Source organism: Vibrio sp. 10N.286.46.A8 (assembly GCF_041470165.1).
Classification (GTDB): Bacteria; Pseudomonadota; Gammaproteobacteria; order Enterobacterales; family Vibrionaceae; genus Vibrio; species Vibrio tasmaniensis_A.
In genome coordinates, this window is sequence record NZ_JBFRLX010000049.1 from 21,271 (window position 1) to 38,560 (window position 17,290).

At 42.8% G+C, this 17,290-nt stretch carries 15 protein-coding genes; 6 read left to right on the forward strand and 9 right to left on the reverse strand.

Features of this window, described 5'->3' with window-relative positions; genetic code table 11:
- The first annotated feature begins 83 nt into the window (after window positions 1-83).
- Window positions 84-1,988, forward strand: coding sequence for a diguanylate cyclase (locus AB4232_RS06225; RefSeq protein WP_135381382.1), 1,905 nt, complete (start codon window positions 84-86; stop codon window positions 1,986-1,988).
- Window positions 1,989-2,056: 68 nt separating this feature from the next.
- Here the strand turns inward: AB4232_RS06225 and AB4232_RS06230 are convergent, their stop codons facing one another.
- Window positions 2,057-2,662 (reverse strand): beta-phosphoglucomutase family hydrolase, encoded by a 606-nt coding sequence (locus AB4232_RS06230; protein ID WP_135381473.1) that lies wholly within the window; start codon window positions 2,660-2,662, stop codon window positions 2,057-2,059.
- A gap of 87 nt (window positions 2,663-2,749) precedes the next feature.
- Between AB4232_RS06230 and arfB the strand changes: the two genes are divergently transcribed.
- The gene (gene arfB, locus AB4232_RS06235; protein ID WP_012600691.1) at window positions 2,750-3,160 is read left to right on the forward strand and encodes an alternative ribosome rescue aminoacyl-tRNA hydrolase ArfB; all 411 of its coding nucleotides are present in this window, start codon (window positions 2,750-2,752) and stop codon (window positions 3,158-3,160) included.
- A 176-nt stretch (window positions 3,161-3,336) separates the two neighbouring features.
- Here arfB and AB4232_RS06240 read toward each other — a convergent pair whose 3' ends face one another.
- Window positions 3,337-3,654, reverse strand: coding sequence for a helix-turn-helix domain-containing protein (locus tag AB4232_RS06240; RefSeq protein WP_009845174.1), 318 nt, complete (start codon window positions 3,652-3,654; stop codon window positions 3,337-3,339).
- Between the two features lie 198 nt (window positions 3,655-3,852).
- On the opposite strand from AB4232_RS06240, the gene AB4232_RS06245 reads away from it, so the two are divergent.
- Entirely contained in the window at window positions 3,853-4,191 is a 339-nt protein-coding gene (locus tag AB4232_RS06245) for a hypothetical protein (protein WP_012600693.1), read from the forward strand.
- Between the two features lie 84 nt (window positions 4,192-4,275).
- Here the strand turns inward: AB4232_RS06245 and AB4232_RS06250 are convergent, their stop codons facing one another.
- From AB4232_RS06250 to AB4232_RS06260, 3 genes are all read right to left on the reverse strand, one after another.
- Window positions 4,276-5,361 carry a trypsin-like serine protease gene (locus tag AB4232_RS06250; RefSeq protein ID WP_135381381.1) on the reverse strand — a complete coding sequence of 362 codons (1,086 nt, stop codon included), beginning with the start codon at window positions 5,359-5,361 and terminating at the stop codon, window positions 4,276-4,278.
- Window positions 5,362-5,676: 315 nt separating this feature from the next.
- Window positions 5,677-6,810, reverse strand: coding sequence for a glycine cleavage system aminomethyltransferase GcvT (gene gcvT, locus AB4232_RS06255; RefSeq protein ID WP_029222778.1), 1,134 nt, complete (start codon window positions 6,808-6,810; stop codon window positions 5,677-5,679).
- A 470-nt stretch (window positions 6,811-7,280) separates the two neighbouring features.
- The gene (locus AB4232_RS06260) at window positions 7,281-7,904 is read right to left on the reverse strand and encodes a helix-turn-helix domain-containing protein (RefSeq protein WP_269336476.1); all 624 of its coding nucleotides are present in this window, start codon (window positions 7,902-7,904) and stop codon (window positions 7,281-7,283) included.
- Window positions 7,905-8,344: 440 nt separating this feature from the next.
- On the opposite strand from AB4232_RS06260, the gene AB4232_RS06265 reads away from it, so the two are divergent.
- The 3 genes from AB4232_RS06265 to gcvP all read left to right on the forward strand — a co-directional run bounded on the left by AB4232_RS06265 (window position 8,345) and on the right by gcvP (window position 13,038).
- A complete protein-coding gene (locus tag AB4232_RS06265; protein ID WP_017097964.1) occupies window positions 8,345-9,637 on the forward strand; it encodes a serine hydroxymethyltransferase in 1,293 nt (430 codons plus the stop codon).
- Window positions 9,638-9,688: 51 nt separating this feature from the next.
- Entirely contained in the window at window positions 9,689-10,069 is a 381-nt protein-coding gene (gcvH, locus tag AB4232_RS06270) for a glycine cleavage system protein GcvH (RefSeq protein WP_009845137.1), read from the forward strand.
- An 89-nt stretch (window positions 10,070-10,158) separates the two neighbouring features.
- Window positions 10,159-13,038: an aminomethyl-transferring glycine dehydrogenase gene (gene gcvP, locus AB4232_RS06275; RefSeq protein ID WP_372086625.1), complete on the forward strand. Its 2,880-nt coding sequence runs from the start codon at window positions 10,159-10,161 to the stop codon at window positions 13,036-13,038.
- A 126-nt stretch (window positions 13,039-13,164) separates the two neighbouring features.
- Here gcvP and AB4232_RS06280 read toward each other — a convergent pair whose 3' ends face one another.
- From AB4232_RS06280 to AB4232_RS06295, 4 genes are all read right to left on the reverse strand, one after another.
- Window positions 13,165-14,943 (reverse strand): hypothetical protein, encoded by a 1,779-nt coding sequence (locus tag AB4232_RS06280; RefSeq protein ID WP_133148601.1) that lies wholly within the window; start codon window positions 14,941-14,943, stop codon window positions 13,165-13,167.
- A 32-nt stretch (window positions 14,944-14,975) separates the two neighbouring features.
- Complete coding sequence (locus AB4232_RS06285; protein ID WP_017059852.1) at window positions 14,976-15,464, reverse strand: ABC-three component system middle component 2; 489 nt, start codon at window positions 15,462-15,464, stop codon at window positions 14,976-14,978.
- The gene (locus AB4232_RS06290; RefSeq protein WP_100214621.1) at window positions 15,454-16,536 is read right to left on the reverse strand and encodes an ABC-three component system protein; all 1,083 of its coding nucleotides are present in this window, start codon (window positions 16,534-16,536) and stop codon (window positions 15,454-15,456) included. The genes AB4232_RS06285 and AB4232_RS06290 overlap by 11 nt, the downstream gene beginning before the upstream one ends.
- Before the next feature lie 134 nt (window positions 16,537-16,670).
- Window positions 16,671-17,081, reverse strand: coding sequence for a hypothetical protein (locus tag AB4232_RS06295; RefSeq protein WP_017059854.1), 411 nt, complete (start codon window positions 17,079-17,081; stop codon window positions 16,671-16,673).
- Window positions 17,082-17,290: the final 209 nt, after the last annotated feature.

The following is a 17,290-nucleotide window of genomic DNA, read 5'->3' on the forward strand; positions in this document are numbered from 1 at the left end:
CATCTGATTATAAGTTTTGGGTCAAGATCACATTAATAGACCTACAAAATATATAGTATTGCGCTGATTTTTCGAGGACAGTGATGAATACGAGTATAAAAAAACTGATCAGCCAATTTCTATGTACCCTGTTTGTCCTAGGATTAGTCCCTGCTCTCTATATAAACTCTGAATTTGAACGGGTTGAAGCTCAGCATGCGCTGAACATCAAACAGTCGAATCAAAACCAAATCGAATACAGCTTTCATCAACTCGCGATTATTGTTGAGCAAATATCAAACGCGGTTCCCTCTATTGCCGCTTCACAGACCCTACTCCGTTCAATTACTGAGCCTTCGATTGCTAACAAACAGGCACTTCAAGATCTCTGGGTTGTATTAGCAAACGGGCAACGATACTACTCTCAACTACGTTTCCTAGATCTAGACGCCAACGAAGTCTTCCGCGTCAACTACAAGGATGGTCAAGCAACTATCGTCGCAGACCGCAAGTTACAGAACAAATCCTCTCGCGATTACTACAAAGTGCTACAAGAATTATCGATCGGAGAGGTAAGCGCTAAAGGCATTGATCTTGAGGCCGAAAATGGAGAGTTAGTTCGCCCCTTTGCGCCGACACTTCGCATCATGACGCCTGTCACTGTAGGGGAGCACATTAAAGGCTATTTCATTGCTAACCTAAATATGCTCGAAATCTATGAACGCCTACAATACCAGATTGGTACATCAACAACTGTTCCTGTCATTCTCAACAAAACCGGACATGTCATCATGGGTCCCGACCCTGAGGATTCATTTGGGCATGTGATTGAATCACGTTCGGACAAGACGTATGCAAAACTAGCCCCAGGCCTGTGGCAGAATATTCAAAGCGGCGCCTCATCCAGCTATTTTGATGGTAAAAGCTGGTATTTTCACTCTGACATCAGCCCTAAGATTAAGCAGTTTGAAGGCCCCATCTATATGGTTCTTCATATTGAAGAACATCAATTTAACACTCAGTTTCAACAAGAAAATCACGCCATAGTCGTTCAGATAATCATACTCTCGATATTAATTTCAATGATTTCTGTCGGCTTTGTACTTTGGAACAGTAACCATAAAAAGAACAGTATCGAAAGCCAACTCGCCAAAGCAGCAATGAACGGTATGTCTGCCCTAATAATCACAGACAAAAACAACCGAATCATACAAGTAAACCAAGAGTTCACCCGTGTCAGTGGCTACGAGTTAGAAGATGTAAAAGGTAAACAGCCTTCATTGTTTAACGCTGGCCGCTATAATGAAGAGTTCTACATTAAAATGTGGAGCGTCATTAGAGAGACAGGAATGTGGGAAGGCGAAGTGGTGAACCGACGTAAAGATGGCACCTTAATCACGGAAATTCTTCGCATCCAAACCATCAAAGACTCAAAAGGTGTGATTCAATTTTATGTCGCTTCATTTGTTGATATCAGCAAACACAAAGAGCTCGAGAATAAACTGAGAAACCTTAGTGAGAAAGATGCACTATCTGGCTGCTGGAATAGACGAAAGTTCGACCTGGAGCTTCGTGACGAGTGTTCTCGCGTTAGTCGCTACCCTAATCGCGAGCAATCTTGCTTAGCCATATTGGATATTGACCATTTCAAACGCATTAACGATAGGTTTGGACATGATTATGGCGATAAAGCCATACAAACAGTAGCACAGGTACTGCAACGTGAATGCCGAGATACCGATTTCGTGGCTCGTATTGGGGGAGAAGAGTTTGGGGTTATCTTGCCTCACACGACACCACAAGAAGCCGACTATGTGCTTAATAGGCTGAGAATCGCGGTCAGTATCGAGTTCGACAACGTCGTTACAATAAGTGGCGGAATAACCAACCTAACAAGTGAACCTGCACTCAATTATAAGTGCGCCGATTTAGCTCTTTACGAAGCAAAAGCAGTAGGTAGAAACAATGTATGTTTGTTCCTTGATAGCGAAATGAGCGAAATTGCATAGTGGGAGCCTGCATCGCACCACCGCCCCGCTAACTTGTTCATTTCACTCTAGAGTCGTTCACTCAGCAATCAACTCGGTGCGGGGTAGAACTCAAGCGTATTCCCTTCGACTACCAGAATGCAATCCATATTCGCAGCATGGGCTGCCTGCTTGCCAAGGTGGGTATCTTCAAACACAACACACTGCTTTGGCTGTAAACCCATACCAAAACAAGCAGCTAAGAAAGTATCAGGGTTTGGTTTATGATTCTTCACATCTGTCGCTGTCACTAAGATATCCAACTTACTCAAGATATCCGTTTTATCTAACAGTTGTTCTGCGCTCTTGCGTTGACTGCCCGTTCCAACAGCTATCTTCTTGTCACCGAGATGGTCTATCAAAAGAGAATACGTACAAGGGATAATATCTCCTTTGTCTTCAATAGCTGCAAACGAAGCCATTTTAAACGTAGAAACCGCTTGTGGGTCGAGCGATAAACCGTACTTGCTATTTACCTCACCCGCGATCTTATAACTCGGCATTCCACCTAAGCTATGCAGCCAAGGCGCTTCGAAATAAAAGCCGAACTCTTCCGCCGTTTGCTGCCATGCTTTTACATGTGCTGGCATTGTATCGATCAACGTACCGTCCATATCAAAGATTAATCCTTCATATGCCGTTAAATCAATTTTCATCACTACTATCACTCTTTAAGAAAGTTACTGATACCATACCCAATATTCAGTATCATGACCCCATATTACTGTTCAAAATGGATGTTTATGTTACAAATATCTAACTCTGTTTCAATTCAAGACTGGGAACTCCAGCTAACCGCGATCAGAGCTCAAGGAGCCGGAGGTCAAAACGTCAATAAAGTATCGAGTGCGATACATTTACGTTTTGACATAAAGCACTCAACCCTACCCGATTTCTATAAAGAAAAACTCCTTGCACATAAAGATGGTCGTATCACTAAAGATGGTGTGATTATCATTAAAGCTCAACAGTACAGAACTCAGGAGCAAAACCGAGACGATGCTTTGGTACGTTTGAAAGAATTGATCTTAGAAGCAACAAAAGTTCAGAAAGTGAGACGAGCAACCAAGCCAACACGCGGGTCCCAGAAAAGACGTTTAGAAAGTAAAAAGCAAAGAAGCACCACCAAACAACTTCGCGGAAGAGTAGACTAATTGTTTCATGTCCGTAGTGAGCACCTCACCATGAAACAATCATTTTAGCTCTAACTAGCTGGACAAAAGACCATACCTGACATTATTAATTCGTAGACAATTTATTCGAAGACTGGTTCTTTGAGGCTACATATTCGCAATACTATTGATTAGAAAGTATCTATTAGAACAAAACGCTACTTCTGTTTTTTGACCGACAAAATCAGTTTAATCAACAGCATTCGCTCTTCACTGGTTAACAAACGACTAGCAGCAGCTACATCTTCCGCTGCTGCTTCAGACGCTCCTACAACGTCGAGTACGACATCCAAGTCCGTCACTTTCAAAGTTCTCGTGATCGAACGATACTGAGACATTTTGATATCAGCCTCTCCGCGCTCAATTCGTTGATAGGTTTTCAAGCTCATTCCTGCGCTAGCCGCTAATTTTTCTTGAGACCAATTGCCTAGCTTCCTACGCTCAATCAGCGCAATGACTATAGGTTCTTGTGACATAAGCACCTCCAGAATAGACAGTTATGACCTAATTTCAGCAAGAAGCAGACCATATTGACTTAGAACAGTTTACATAAGCGATTAAAGGCATATTATTCGGCCGATAAAAACGTTACGTTTCATGGACTTTCACACTTACAACGGCGTTAACTCGCGGGTAGATAAGTTTGAATTATCAGAGCTAGGAAATAAGAAAAATTGCAAATTGCGAATAATGATAGCGTGAAATTGGAAATTGCGAATCTCTATAAATTGGCATTTCCTTGCATACAACAGGCTTTAGAATCAGAAGATACCCGTAATGAAATTGTTGCGGTACAGCAGAGATTACTGACTTACAAAGAAGTGCTGTTACACGGAAATATGCTGGAAGATAAAGAATTAAAACAGGCTTTTTCTGCATTGAACCAAAGCGAGAAAGGTGTTGTACAAGGTGGTATTCAAAATATCAACGATGCAATAAAGCAAATGGATGAAATTATCGAAAGGTATAGCAGGAAGGCGAAAATCAATAAGCAGGCTTATCAGCAAGTTTGAATCGATAGTACACCGAAATAACTAAGTCGACGCTGATGCTTGTTAAAGCGTCGACTTAATCAAAAATAGGGTGTTTAACGTAAGCTATTTTCTAAAGCGATTAAACGCTCTAAAGCCAGAAAACAACATCAACATACCTAGCAAGCCAAATGATACACTCCCACCACTGCTACCAGAGCTTGTAACGGGCTTCTTCTTCAAGCCGGAGTATGCCGACCTCTTAGCGTGTGTTGAAACAAATTTAGCGGTTTCTGTACCCGCGATCACGCTATCGATCCAATCTTTATAATCGTAGATTTCAGTAAATACGGACGTTACGATAGAACTACCACCACAGGTTGCAGGACCAAAGCTAGTAATACCGACTTGTCGATAATCAGAACCATCTTTCCAGTAAACTGGACCACCAGAGTCTCCTTGGCAGGTACTGCCATATAAACCCGTAAATACGCTATAGTCGCCACCAAAACAAATTTGTTTGCCAGTTAGAGGAGGATTTGGGTTGTCCTTGTCTGTAAATGCGTTCTTGCAGGTTGTGTTATCTACGTAAGCCAGAGTTACTTTCTGTAATAAGGTGGTTCCGTCAAAGCCTGTACGTGTATTACCATGACCAACGGCCACAAAATCACTCGCCGCATTGCGATAAGTTTCATTTGATGGACGCTTCACAACATCGTTGATCGAATCAACATTGAGTGCACTTTCTAGCTTGAGAATAGCAACATCATTGCGTAAAAAGTCGCTGATTTCATCCGAGTAATCACTAGGGTAATAAACCTCAGAAACGCGCGCTTTCTGGATATTACCCTTAGGGAATTGAGAGGTATCTTCTATCTGAGGAACAACGACAGTAAACAACTGTCCTTCCTCATCACCATAAATACAGTGCGCAGCAGTCAAAACATGGCTTGGGTCAAGAATCGTTGCACCACAATATGAGCCAGTTGAGTAAACCCCATCGTAATCAATACGATCGATAAACAAGCTTGCCATTGATGGGAAATCGGTGACTGAAGCGTTGCTACCGTTAACGATATAAGGTGAAACACCAACATTTGGAGCACTTTCGACCGAGTTTTCCGTCGCCATAACACTTGATGTGTAAATCAATGGAGCTAACAGCCCTAAAACGGCTTTACGAACCGGACTCATTGTATGGTTAACATTCATAGATAACTCCTTGTAACCCTTACTACTTATTTACAAAAATGATGAATCGTCACCATAACACGTTACGACTAATATTATAGTAAGCAATTTTAATGATATAGCCATATGTCTCGTTTTAAAAAACGAACTTTCAGGTAACCGGGCTTATAGCGATATAAAAAGTTATACGCTCTTAAAAATAGATACGTTTATAAAAATAGATACGTTCATAAAAAGGGAGATGGGCTTAAAACCAAAAAGCCTACCGTTAAACTTCTCTATACAGAGAAGCAAACAGTAGGCTTAGTTTAGCTTAATAGTTTCTCTTAAAAGAGACTAGCCACGGTAGTAACGTTGAGGTACGAATGGCATTTTTTCTACTGTCATTGGTAGCTTCTTACCACGAACTTCAGCGAATACTTCAGTGCCAATTACTGCTAGATCAGTGCGTACGTACGCCATAGAAACAGGCTTGCCTGCATTAGGCCCCGCAGTACCGCTTGTTACAACACCAATCTTGTTGTCTTCAGCATCGAACAGCTCAGCGCCTTCACGTACTGGCGCTTTAGTTTGACCAACAAGACCAACACGCTTACGTTGAACATCTTTCGTTGCGATTTGCTCAAGGATGATATCAGCGCCAGGGAAACCGCCTGCACGTTCACCGTCAGTACGACGCACTTTTTGAATACCCCATAGAAGGCTGGCTTCTACTGGCGTTGTCGTTGTATCTAGATCGTGACCATATAGACATAGACCACACTCAAGACGAAGTGAGTCACGAGCGCCAAGGCCAATCCACTCAACTTCAGCTTCTGAAGTCAGCTTGCGTGCTAGTGCTTCAGCGTGATCGTTAGGAACAGAGATCTCGTAGCCATCTTCCCCCGTGTAACCGCTGCGGCTCACGATGCATTCAACGCCATCGATATCGACTTTTTGAACGTCCATGAACAACATGTCTGCAACGCTAGGTTGGAAGCGAGCAAGAACTTCAGACGCTTTAGGGCCTTGAAGGGCTAATAGAGCGCGGTCATCAATCACTTCCATCTCTACGTCAGCTGGTAGGTGCGCTGTAAGGTGGTCGATATCTTGTGTCTTGCAAGCTGCGTTCACAACAACAAATAGGTGATCGCCTAGGTTAGCAACCATCAAGTCATCCATGATGCCGCCCTGCTCGTTAGTAAAGAACGCATAACGCTGTTTACCAGAAGGAAGGTCGATAATATCTACAGGAACCAAAGATTCTAAGACAGCAGCTGCGTTTGCACCATGTAGACGAAGTTGCCCCATGTGAGAAACATCAAAAAGACCAGCAGCATCACGAGTATGTAAATGCTCTTTCTTTACACCAAGTGGGTACTGGACTGGCATATCGTAGCCAGCGAAAGGAACCATCTTTGCACCCTCTTCAACGTGAAGCGCATGCAGTGGTGTTGTTAGTAGGTCTTGATTAGCGTGTTCTTGAGTCATTTTATTCTCCATGAAGCGTTGCAGGCTGTCCAAAATCGAGTCTGCCGCTTATATCTCTATTTAGAGTCGCCTCTAACGATACTGGTTAACGTTAGAAACCGTAGATAGTAAAAAGTGATGTCCTTTATATAGGCTTATATCGTTGGCTCTATAAATTATGAATAACTGTACAGAACCCATACAACTCACTTTCTAAGAATTCACTTCAGTAAACTTCAATCAACATGAGTAAACCATGTTCACTATAATAAACAAGCCTGCGTCAGTTTTACACCCTTAACAATAGTCAAACAGCTCAAAATGTGACATTTAACAATTTAAAAACAATTGTTCGGTACATACAAAAACGCGATATTGATGATTTTCGCATCAATATCGCGTCTATTAGCTAACGTTCAAAACAAAAGCAAACGTTTGCATCCACTATAAGAAATTCAAAACTTGTTAGCTTATTTTGCAGTGACCTACAGTTATTTTGCAGTCACCCACAGAATGAGTGCATCTTCAGCACTAGTTGAAATCAGCATATGACCCATATTCGCATCGTAATACATGCTATCGCCTTCACTCATTGGCACGGGTTCGTAGAATTCTGAGTAGAACATCACATCACCCGAGATGATCATTAAGAACTCTTCACCATCGTGGCGCACCCAATCGTTATACTCTTCAAAAGTACGAGCTCTGACTCGACTCTTAAACGGCATCATCTTCTTATTAGAGAGCTCTGTGGCAAGCAATTCGTGTTCATAAGTGGGTGTTGGGTGTGGTTTACCTTGGCCTACCTTGGTTAAATCACGACGTCCTGTAGCGACTTTTTTTCTTGGCGGTTCAAAGAGTTGCGGCATATCTATCTGCAACCCCATAGCCAATTTCTGCATCGCTTGAAAGGTCGGAGAGATCTGTTCATTCTCTATTTTACTGAGCGTAGAACGCGCCAAGCCTGTTCTTTGGCTTGCCTCTTCTAGCGTGATCCCAAGCTTACCGCGGATGTCTTTAATGCGCTTACCAAGCCTAAGTGGTTCAATATTCTGGTCTAACGTTTCCTTCGCCAACGTTAGAGATGGGTACTCATCATAAATGTCTTCTGACATAGGTCCCTCACTAATTTTTTACTTCCTGTCTATTAATTTCATTGTTGCATAAAGCGCTTTGTTGATTAAAGAGCACACAGAGAAATAAAGCGTGCTCCCCGTAGCAAAACAAGAAAATCTGTTTCCTATTGGAAATTTTTGTTGAAAATTGATTTTAACGGAGCTATGTTATCGACTTGTTAGATGAAGAGATGCTACTTCGGCTTGCCGCAAATGATAGATTTAACATTTGTAAGAGCTGTTTTTTACCCGATTTTTTGGGAACCAATTCGTGCTGCATTGACCCTACAACGATCGCTGAAACGCTGTAAGAGTATATTTAATACGCAATCAACGTATGTCTGTACCTATATAGCGCAAACGATACCGATGCAGAAATCAACGTAAGACCTAATGGACTATAAAAACAATCACCATTAGCTTAATGAAAGGTCTCGACAATGAACGCTTACCAAAACCACAGCTTAGACAGTTTTTTCTCTACGAACCTATCAGGTACTGACGACGCCGTATTTGCTGGAATCCAAGCAGAGAACACTCGTCAAAACGAACAAATCGAACTTATTGCTTCTGAGAACATCGTTTCTAAAGCAGTAATGCAAGCTCAAGGCACTTGCCTAACCAACAAATACGCAGAAGGCTACCCAGGCCGTCGCTACTACGGTGGTTGTGAGCACGTAGATACCGTTGAAGCTATCGCAATTGAACGTGCTAAACAGCTGTTCAAATGTGAATACGTAAACGTGCAGCCTCACTCTGGCGCTCAAGCAAACGGTGCAGTAAAACTTGCCCTACTTCAACCCGGCGACACAATCCTTGGTATGTCTTTAGATGCTGGTGGTCACCTCACACACGGTGCACGTCCTGCAATGTCTGGTAAGTGGTTCAACGCAGTTCAATATGGCGTAGACCGCGACACACTTGAAATCGATTACGAAGCAGTTCGCGCATTAGCTGTCGAAAGCCAACCTAAAATGATTATTGCAGGTGGTAGTGCTATCCCACGCGTTATTGATTTCGCTAAGTTCCGCGAAATTGCTGACGAAGTTGGCGCTATCCTAATGGTCGATATGGCACACATCGCGGGTCTTATCGCGACAGGTGCTCACCCTAGCCCACTACCACACGCACACGTTGTTACCACAACAACGCACAAAACACTTCGTGGCCCACGCGGCGGCATGATTCTTACGAACCACGAAGACATCAACAAAAAGATCAACTCTGCAGTGTTCCCTGGCCTACAAGGCGGCCCACTAATGCATGTTATCGCGGCTAAAGCAGTGGCGTTTGGTGAAGCTCTTGGCCCTGAATTTAATACTTATATTGATTCAGTGATCGACAACGCAAAAGTTCTTGCTGAAGTGTTGCAAACTCGCGGTTGTGACATTGTGACTGGCGGTACAGACACACATCTAATGCTGGTTGACCTTCGTCCTAAAGGCTTGAAAGGTAACGTAACTGAAGAAGCATTAGAGCGTGCAGGGATCACATGTAACAAAAATGGCATACCATTCGATACAGAGAAGCCTATGATTACTTCTGGTATCCGTTTAGGCACGCCAGCTGGAACCAGTCGTGGTTTTGGCACTGAAGAATTCAAACTTATCGGTGAATGGATCGGTGATGTACTTGATGGCTTAGTTGAAAGCCCTGAAGGCAATGCTGAAGTTGAGCAACGTGTTCGCAAGCAAGTTAAAGAGCTTTGCAAACGCTTCCCTCTTTACCGTTAAACCAATTTTAAGATTTAAATTAAAACCTCATAAATTTTTGGAGAATAAGCAATGGACAATACACTAAAGTTTGCAGACAGCCACGAGTGGGTAAAAGACAACGGTGACGGTACTGTAACTATTGGTATTTCTGAGCACGCTCAAGAGCTACTAGGTGACGTTGTGTTTGTTGACCTGCCAGACACTGAAGACGAAATTGAAGCTGGCGAAAGCTTCTCTCTGGTTGAATCAGTGAAAGCAGCTTCTGATATCTACGCACCAATCTCTGGCGAAATTGTAGAAATCAACGAAGAATTAGAAGATAGCCCAGAGCTAATCAACGAAGAACCTTATGAAGGCGGTTGGATTGTTAAAGTGAAGATGTCTGATGCGTCTGAACTAAACAACCTTAAAGATGCGGAAGAATACCTAAGCTCTGTAGAAGAAGACTAATAGGTAACCTCATTACGATAAAGCTGCTCTTTGGAGCAGCTTAATTTTAGGGGCTAGCTCACGGCTCCAGAGAGAAAGTAGAACATATCATGACTGAATTACTTCAAAGCCAATTACTGAAAGACTTGGGTACGCAAAACGAGTTTGTTGCTCGTCATAACGGCCCTAATAAAGCAGACCAGCAAAAAATGCTTGAAGCGATCAACGCGACTAGCCTAGACGCACTGATCGACGAAACGGTTCCTGCACAAATCCGTCTTGAAAAACCAATGACACTTGCTGCGCCACTGAGCGAAATGGACATGCTGACCTCTCTTAAAGAGATCGCTAACCTAAACCAAGTGAAACGTACCTTCATTGGCCAAGGCTACTACAACACATTCACTCCAAACGTTATTTTACGTAACGTTTTAGAGAACCCAGGCTGGTACACAGCTTACACCCCATACCAACCAGAGATTTCTCAAGGTCGCCTTGAAGCTCTACTCAATTACCAACAAATGGTAATGGACTTAACTGGTATGGAAATCGCGAACGCGTCTCTTCTTGATGAAGCGACAGCGGCTGGCGAAGCCATGACACTGTGTAAGCGTGCTGGTAAAAGCAAGAGCAAAGTATTCTTCGTTGCCGACGATGTTCATCCTCAAACACTAGAAGTTGTTAAAACTCGTGCTGAGTACATCGGTTTTGAAGTCATGGTTGGTGCTCTTGAAACACTTCCAGAGCAAGACGTATTTGGTGCGCTTCTCCAATACCCTGGTACAACAGGCGAAGTTCGCGACCTAACTGACATCATTGCGAAAGCTCAAGCTAACAAGACTCTTGTAACCGTTGCAACTGACCTACTTGCTTCTGCACTACTTAAGCCTGTTGGCGAAATGGGCGCAGATGTAGCAATTGGTTCAGCGCAACGTTTCGGCGTTCCTATGGGATACGGTGGTCCACACGCTGCATTCATGGCAACACGTGAAAAGCATAAGCGTACAATGCCAGGTCGTGTAATTGGTGTATCTATCGATACGCACGGTAACCAAGCACTTCGTATGGCAATGCAAACTCGTGAGCAACACATCCGCCGCGAGAAAGCGACATCGAATATCTGTACAGCTCAAGCACTTCTAGCAAACATGGCGTCTTTCTACGCGGTTTACCACGGTGCAGAAGGCCTACGTACAATTGCTCGTCGTACACACCACATGACAGCTATTCTAGCGGCTGGCCTGACTAAAGCGGGTTACGAGCTAACAAACAACAGCTTCTTCGATACCATCACGCTGAACACAGAAGAGAAGACAGATGCACTGTACGCGAAAGCGCAAGCAGCAGACATCAACCTTCGCCTTCTTAAAGGTAAGATCGGTATCAGCCTAGATGAAACAACAACAATCGACGACGTGAACTCACTGTTCGCAATCTTCGACGTGAAAGAAGACGTTCAAGCACTCTCTTCTGACATTGCATCAAACGAGTTTGCAGCAATTCCAGAAAACTGCCGTCGTGAATCAGAGTTCCTAACTCACCCAGTATTCAATACGCACCACAGCGAAACGCAAATGATGCGTTACCTAAAACAGCTTGAGAACAAAGACTTCTCTCTAACGCACGGCATGATCCCTCTGGGCAGCTGTACGATGAAGCTGAACGCTGCTGCTGAGATGATTCCAGTAACATGGCCTGAGTTTGGTTCTATTCACCCATTCGCACCTCTAGAGCAAGCAGCGGGTTACACAGCGCTAGCGAAAGATCTTAAAGAGAAGCTTTGTGAAATTACCGGTTACGACGATTTCTCACTACAGCCTAACTCTGGTGCATCTGGCGAATACGCAGGTCTAATCGCGATTCAACGCTACCACGCAAGCCGCGGTGAAGCTCACCGTAACGTTTGTCTGATTCCAAGTTCTGCGCACGGTACTAACCCTGCCACAGCATCAATGGTGTCAATGAAGGTTGTGGTTGTTAAGTGTGATGAAGATGGCAACATCGACATGACAGACCTAGCTGCGAAAATCGAGAAGCACAAAGACAACCTATCAAGCATCATGATCACTTACCCTTCTACGCACGGCGTATACGAAGAGCAAGTGAAAGAAGTGTGTGAACAAGTTCACGCAGCGGGCGGTCAGGTTTACCTAGACGGCGCGAACATGAACGCTCAAGTCGGTCTAACTTCACCTGGTTTTATCGGTTCAGACGTATCTCACTTGAACCTACACAAAACATTCTGTATCCCACACGGTGGTGGCGGTCCGGGTATGGGTCCTATCGGTGTTAAATCGCACCTAGCACCTTTCCTACCAGGTCACATCGAAAACGGTGTGCAAGGTTCTGACTACGCGGTATCAGCTGCAGATCTAGGCAGTGCTTCAATTCTACCTATCTCTTGGGCTTACATTGCAATGATGGGCGAACCTGGCCTAACAGACGCAACGAAAGTAGCGATTCTGAACGCGAACTACGTGATGGAAAAACTACGCCCTCACTACCCTGTTCTTTACCGTGGCACTAACGGCCGCGTAGCGCACGAATGTATTATCGATATTCGTCCACTTAAAGAAGACACAGGCATCAGCGAAGAAGATATTGCTAAGCGTCTAATGGACTTCGGTTTCCACGCGCCGACTATGTCTTTCCCAGTTGCTGGCACACTAATGGTTGAGCCAACTGAGTCTGAAGACCTAGAAGAGCTAGACCGTTTCTGTGAAGCGATGATCGCAATCCGTCACGAAATGGCAGCAGTGAAAGCGGGTGAATGGCCACTAGACAACAACCCTCTAGTGAACGCACCGCACACACAAGTTGACCTTTCAGGCACAGAATGGGATCGCCCTTACTCTCGCGAACTGGCTTGCTTCCCATCGAAAGCAACCAAGAACTCGAAGTACTGGCCAACTGTTAACCGTGTAGACAACGTATACGGTGACCGTAACCTAATCTGTTCTTGCCCAAGCATCGACAACTACGAAGACTAATTTTTGTAGTGATCACAGATAACCAAGTTGGAAACTGTGATAACCGAGTTGAAAACCGATAACTAAGTTGGAAACTAACTCGAATAAAAAAGGCGAACCGTTTGGTTCGCCTTTTTGCATAAAGATTCAAAGAGGTATAAAACCGTATCTTCCTTTCCTATTGCTTTTAGTGAAATGTATATGGTTCACCACTTCACTAACATCCTCGGGAACATCCTCATTCTCGATAATTATTAATTGTTGTGATTCATCAAGGCCTTTCAACGAGTCATAGAAACTCGATGCCATGTCTTCTGAAATTTCTTCGCCTTCAGGAACATCTGGCTTTTTGTACGTAACTAATGGCGAATCAATGACCATAAAACCTAGACCTTTGTAAAGTTCCAACAATGAAATAGCACAAGCAGCATACGTTATTGAACGATATCCTTTACCTGCCAAGTTCCTACTTTCTCCAGCAATCACAAAGTCCTTGTCGTCCTCACTATACAAAACGCGACTTGATTCAACATTTGGATAGCCCCATAAGTCGAGGTATTCTCCTATCCGATTAGCTAAACTGTCCATCATTGATACAGTTGGAACCTCAAATTGCCTTGAAGTTGAAGAGTCTTCTATAATCTGTTCTATGTCATTCTTTTGTAGTTGCAGGCTCTCAATATGCTCTATGAGATAAATGTTGTGTTGCACTTCTTTTTGTTTATCTTCAAGCTCTCTCATTTTCACAGATAGCTCTTTTAATGCATTAGAAACGTGACCATCTAACTCAGATTTTTTCATTTCTAGCTCTTCTGCAACACTCGCATCGAGTAGATCAAGCTCGTCGATTTCATCATCAAACTGAGACTTAGCATTCTTTAATTCATTGATTAGACGAATAGTTTTTTCTATTTCTACTTTTGAACTATTGCACACATCAACAACAGTATGATTAAGGTCATTCAAAGCACTATCGCATAATGGGCAGTTCCTAATTACTATTCCTTGAACAGCGGCTCCCATCTCTATTGTTGACTGAAGTCTCATCAAATCTGAGAAGTATTGCTTTTCTACTATTGCCGAGTTTTGAGACAATTTTTGTAGCTCTTTTCTCTGTTCAGTATGATTTAACAACTGAAGGCTCAACGAATCGCGCTCACTTTCAAGTACCTCACACTGAGATATTATTGCGAGATGTTTAGACTCAACTTCTTCTATAGCCAATGTGAGCTTACTTTCTTGCTCCTCAAGCACAATTCTGTTTGCCCCAAAAGGAATACGTTCCATTAGTGACGAGATCAACTCTTCCAACAACTCGAGCTTTCCCGTTTTATTATTGATAACTTTCACTGGAAGCTTTTCAGTAATGTGAGAATCATCTTCACCACTAACAAGCCACTTTATTACGTTAATTTCCTTAGTCTCATCAGTGTATTGCCCCGACAGAAAAGGAGATGACTTTGTAGGTATTCTCAACTCGTCGATTAAATGCAGTTGCCTCATTGAGGTCAAATTAAGTTCGTTTTTCTTGCCCTGCTTATTGCTTCTAATCCATGTGCCTGTCAAAGCGCAGCGTTCCAACAAGTAGTACGATAGGGTGTTTTTGGCTTTTGCAGTGTGCTTCCTCTTCAGCTCTCGAGAAGGGAGGGCACTATCGATTTCATCTATTGATGACTCGAAAACCTCGAAGTTCTCTCCATTAAACCCTGACTTTAGCGTAAATGTTTCACCATCAGTATCACAAAGTTCAAGGTAAATCTCTGAATAAACTTTTGACTGTGTAATTCGCCTTTCGAGTGCTCCTCTGCCTAACATATACTCCAGACACTCGAAAATGAAAGTTTTACCTGTATTAGAGGGCCCTGTAATTATGTTAACGCCCTTCTCAAACTTAATTGAGGCATCTGCATGCTCTGCACTGCTCAATCGAAGCTCACTAATATACAAATGTGCCAAAACTAACCTCTCAAACTGTGTGTTCTGAACGCGATCTCTGCATCCGTACCATTAAACGATTGCTGGATACTTCTTCTTAAACTCTCACTATCCAGCATCCCATACTCACTAACTGCCCACTTGGCTCGTTTTTGTACATGTTCTAAGTACTCTGAACTAAGCATATCCAAGAACGGCTCACCCTCTTCAGTAAGCAAATACTGAAAGCCAGATTCGTCGTTAATAACTGACACCAAGCCATATTGGCACAGCAAATTTAAGCCATCTCTCATTAATGATCGCCTGATATAAAGCTCACTACTTCTATGTGGTATGGGGGCATGTAAACTATTTAATGAATTAGAAAAGTCTCCAGAGTGGACTACAATGTAGTCGATGCAAGCTAGCTTATCGAGATCGCCAGATGAGGGATATAGGTGCTTCAATATCGCCAATGCACGTAAGCCATACTCGACATGATTATTAAACGCGAGATTAGTTTTATTCGTCATCAGAAACTACCCATACAAACTCATTTTCTCCGCTACCATCGTTGGCTAGGTGATGACATATACCTGCCCTATCCTCACCATCACTGCAAAGTGTCAAAGGATTTGATGTTATAGCCAATCGACGAGCTTCCTTTTCGACAGTTTTCACTCTTACGAAACCGTTATCATGGTCTTCGTCTACTATATCGACTACTCCAGATGAAATTTCTCCTTGGAACTTTTCAAATATACCTGGGGGAAGTGTATCTCTAGAAAACTGCTTAAGCTGTTCTGCTTTATGAAAATTTTTACGTGCACGTTTAAAGTGCTTATTCGTAGCTTTTCCTTTAGGCAAGTCACTTACCTTTATGTACTCAGCATCATCTGCCTCACTATAAGCGTCTAGCAATTTGGAAATGTATACCAACTCACTTGACGCAATATCGAGGGGAACATCACCAACATTAGGGCGATTAGGTAAACCGCCACCAAACCTTGTCGCGTGATAGCGGGATTTAGCATGCTCTTCTACAAGAGTAAGTGGCTTCACTTTGTAGAAAATAGAAAAGTCAAACCCATCAATGTGTTTTAGTAACTCCCCTTCGAGTGAAATACCACCATTTACTGTTTTAGTTATTTTATGTTTACAGTACTTGTTCCAATTCGCCTTAAGTTCTTTTCTTAGAGCACTAGGTTTACGAAGTAAATCCGACAATGAAGTTCCCAAACCCTGAGGAGCTACAAAGAAATAGTTTCTTGGAACAGGGAAATCACCTATGTAAGTGTAATAACAGAGTTTACCGAACTCCGCCCAGACATCACTAGGCATTAACGGATGGTCATAGTGCTTACACTGAAAATTATCCCAAACATAAGAATCAGGATACTGTTTTGGACATGTAACATAACCAACGACATCACGCCCTTTATCACCAGCACCTCCTAATCTGTCCGTATCATGAAATTCTTTTTTCTTAACCGTTAACCACTCCTCAACGAACTCTTCCCACTCATCTGGAGAAAAAACTTTAATTCGTTGCATAGGAGGCACTGGAGAACCAGTTAAGATCTGAGCTAAATTAAATTGTGACATTTGCATATGAACCGATGCGACATCATGTCGCTTTGCTTGCTATAGGTATCATTAGATACCCAGTATTTTACCAAATTCAAATGCAACTAGTAACAATGACATCATAAACAGTGTGCTCTTTGTCATATTATTACCTATAGCTCATGTTGTAGAGGGATTGCTGACATGTAAAAAGGTGAACTCCTGTGATGGAGCAAGTTTTTATATGATGCTTTACTTTCAAAAGAAACCATAACCACCAAAGAGTTATTCGCAGCGACGATAACCGACCTAAGCCAAAACGTCTCAGGACACTCCAGCGGGGCGAGCGCATCAGCTCCCTCAAAGATGACAAGAGTTTTGCGTCTGCAATGTTCCAAAGTAGCAACCAGTTCTCGATTCTCTTCTGCTGCGAAAGCAGCTAGGGGGGATTCATAGTCATTAAAGTTCAAGCTAAAGACATCGATGCCTCTAAGCTTCGCTTGGTCTCTACACATATCTAGATAGCCCGCTGGCGTGCGCTCGGTTATTAGTGAGCAGATGGTAAGCTCTAATTCCCATGCCATATTGATAAATCTTTCTGTACTAACCATAACGAGGCTTAACTAACGATCACATATTTCTAAGAGTAGTCGATTTAAAAAAGATAGCTAACTCTGAAAATAATTTGAAAATACACTCACAAAAACATTTATTTCGGCGCACAATTAAAAATAAAATCAAAAAATACAAATAACTCAACAATTATAGATTAAGCCACTGATAAATATAAAGA

Excerpts from the sequence above, each read along its gene's own strand:
- AB4232_RS06225 (WP_135381382.1), top strand. The coding sequence starts at position 84 with ATGAATACGAGTATAAAAAAACTGATCAGCCAATTTCTATGTACCCTG.
- AB4232_RS06230 (WP_135381473.1), bottom strand. The coding sequence starts at position 2,662 with ATGAAAATTGATTTAACGGCATATGAAGGATTAATCTTTGATATGGAC.
- arfB (WP_012600691.1), top strand. The coding sequence starts at position 2,750 with ATGTTACAAATATCTAACTCTGTTTCAATTCAAGACTGGGAACTCCAG.
- AB4232_RS06240 (WP_009845174.1), bottom strand. The coding sequence starts at position 3,654 with ATGTCACAAGAACCTATAGTCATTGCGCTGATTGAGCGTAGGAAGCTA.
- AB4232_RS06250 (WP_135381381.1), bottom strand. The coding sequence starts at position 5,361 with ATGAATGTTAACCATACAATGAGTCCGGTTCGTAAAGCCGTTTTAGGG.
- gcvT (WP_029222778.1), bottom strand. The coding sequence starts at position 6,810 with ATGACTCAAGAACACGCTAATCAAGACCTACTAACAACACCACTGCAT.
- AB4232_RS06260 (WP_269336476.1), bottom strand. The coding sequence starts at position 7,904 with ATGTCAGAAGACATTTATGATGAGTACCCATCTCTAACGTTGGCGAAG.
- AB4232_RS06265 (WP_017097964.1), top strand. The coding sequence starts at position 8,345 with ATGAACGCTTACCAAAACCACAGCTTAGACAGTTTTTTCTCTACGAAC.
- gcvH (WP_009845137.1), top strand. The coding sequence starts at position 9,689 with ATGGACAATACACTAAAGTTTGCAGACAGCCACGAGTGGGTAAAAGAC.
- gcvP (WP_372086625.1), top strand. The coding sequence starts at position 10,159 with ATGACTGAATTACTTCAAAGCCAATTACTGAAAGACTTGGGTACGCAA.
- AB4232_RS06285 (WP_017059852.1), bottom strand. The coding sequence starts at position 15,464 with ATGACGAATAAAACTAATCTCGCGTTTAATAATCATGTCGAGTATGGC.
- AB4232_RS06290 (WP_100214621.1), bottom strand. The coding sequence starts at position 16,536 with ATGTCACAATTTAATTTAGCTCAGATCTTAACTGGTTCTCCAGTGCCT.
- AB4232_RS06295 (WP_017059854.1), bottom strand. The coding sequence starts at position 17,081 with ATGGCATGGGAATTAGAGCTTACCATCTGCTCACTAATAACCGAGCGC.